This is a genomic window from Candidatus Zixiibacteriota bacterium (assembly GCA_021159005.1).
GTDB lineage: Bacteria > Zixibacteria > MSB-5A5 > UBA10806 > 4484-95 > JAGGSN01.
Window position 1 is genome coordinate 1 of sequence record JAGGSN010000014.1, and the last position, 1,692, is coordinate 1,692.

Annotated in this window: 4 protein-coding genes; 3 read left to right on the plus strand and 1 reads right to left on the minus strand. The window is 45.2% G+C overall.

The window, feature by feature from the left end; all coding sequences use genetic code 11:
* From J7K40_01130 to J7K40_01140, 3 genes are all read left to right on the plus strand, one after another.
* Positions 1-264 (plus strand): hypothetical protein (locus J7K40_01130; protein ID MCD6161002.1); only part of this gene is annotated, 264 nt, incomplete at its 5' end.
* Positions 261-455, plus strand: coding sequence for a hypothetical protein (locus tag J7K40_01135; GenBank protein ID MCD6161003.1), 195 nt, complete (start codon positions 261-263; stop codon positions 453-455). The genes J7K40_01130 and J7K40_01135, both read left to right, overlap by 4 nt.
* The gene (locus J7K40_01140) at positions 445-792 is read left to right on the plus strand and encodes a DUF1353 domain-containing protein (protein ID MCD6161004.1); all 348 of its coding nucleotides are present in this window, start codon (positions 445-447) and stop codon (positions 790-792) included. Before J7K40_01135 ends, J7K40_01140 begins: the two co-directional genes overlap by 11 nt.
* A 42-nt stretch (positions 793-834) precedes the next feature.
* On the opposite strand, the gene J7K40_01145 is transcribed toward J7K40_01140, so the two are convergent.
* Positions 835-1,692: hypothetical protein (locus tag J7K40_01145; GenBank protein ID MCD6161005.1), on the minus strand; the 858-nt coding region annotated here is incomplete at its 5' end.

The following is a 1,692-nucleotide window of genomic DNA, read 5'->3' on the forward strand; positions in this document are numbered from 1 at the left end:
TTGACTAAGCTAACTGAACGAGAATTACTTGTCGCACATACTGTTAAGATAGAAACTCTGTCTAATATTATGCGGGACACGAGGGACGATTTAAACAGGCATTACCGACAGCTTGATAAGAAGGTAGACTGGAAAAATTTTAAGTGGCTTATAGGGCTTATCATCACCGGAGTCCTTGGCCTCGCGGGGTACGCTAATGTACTTGATGCTAAGGTAGCGAAAAATACTCAAGAGATAGCGGTGCATATGGGGGCTAAGCGATGAAAAAGATCTACGATATATCAAAAACGGTTACAAGTCTAGCAGAAGTCATTGAGTATAGTCTTAGCGGGTATAACCCGGGGACTTCACGAGTACCAATTTCAGTTACAGAACTTGAGGAAAAAAGCATATCTTTAGGTGATCTTGTTGCGGACTTAATTGATATGCTGAAGGATAAAAGATATGATAACTAAATCAATGCCAGTAGGTACGTTTGAGAATAAGAAGCTATTCACATTAACGGAGCCATTTTGGTTTTATTCAAGCGTATTAGGATTGTGGGTAAAAATTCCAGTAGGGTTCACCTGTGATCTTGAGTCGATACCTTTGATCAGGGGGCTTTGCCGTACAGGGGGGCTGATACACGACTATCTGTGCCGAACTGATTCTGATCCTATAGTCACAAAGAAGCAGGCAGCGGATGTTTACCGGGAGACTTTAAGGTACTTCGGACATCCAGCATGGAAGATCCGTATTAAATACTGGACTGTTCGTTGGGCTTGGGGTTATTTTCATAAAAAAATAATATAGTACCTTACGCTGTCTGTAAATTTACAGACAGCGCACAAGGGCTCATGCCGCCCTTCCTATTGCAGTTGGTACGATATACCCCTGGGCTTCTTGATAGACCCTTGACACCATTGCGGCATCTGTGATGCTATACGCCGGATGCCGCACTTTCACATACAAAACCGGCTTGCCTTGTTCAATGGCGATATTGTTATTTACCCTTCCCTTTGTAAGAGCCGGATGCGGAACATACCCTATGTCCTTCAGCATCTCGCGGCGTCGATTGACCGGCAGTTTCATATGTAGCTCTTTTAACAGAGCGTTGAAAGCCAGAGACGATATCCACCCTCCGGTAAATCCGGTTTTACCGGACTCTACAGCATCTATTATATCCTGCTCTATTAACCCCAGCGAATTGATCAGCACAGCGGGTGTGCTTGTCGTATCAGGGGCCCTGTGGCAATTCTTAGCCGGGTTAAACTTCTCCGGTATTTTATAAGTGTGCAAGTACTCATTAACTATAGCGAACCCGTCGGCCCTCCCCCAGTTAAATAACTCAGGAAAGTAAGTTCCGCCCATCCCGGATGCGATCAGATCCTCTGGTTCCTGTTGCGCAGTATAGAATATGCAAAACTTTCTGTCCCGGCGCGTCTTTTGAACCGCATCTTTAGGGTTCGTGAACATTAAAAAATTGGCCCTGTTGTCTCCTGTTATCTGATCTTGCCCTTTGGCCTGCATTGGTATGCGGCGATTAGCAATGAGCCAACCTAAAGTCTTGATGATATCCATCTTCCCCTGGGTATGCACCTCTTCAACTATCACGAGTAGTTTCCGGCATACCCAGGAATTAAAAACATTCCCGATGTCCTTCGGATCAAGGCTGTGTGTATATTTTTCCCCAACAGCGTGCGTGAGGCACGC

Bases quoted from the DNA above. Each gene is read 5' to 3' on its own strand.
- J7K40_01140 (MCD6161004.1), top strand. From the start codon at position 445: ATGATAACTAAATCAATGCCAGTAGGTACGTTTGAGAATAAGAAGCTA.
- J7K40_01135 (MCD6161003.1), top strand. From the start codon at position 261: ATGAAAAAGATCTACGATATATCAAAAACGGTTACAAGTCTAGCAGAA.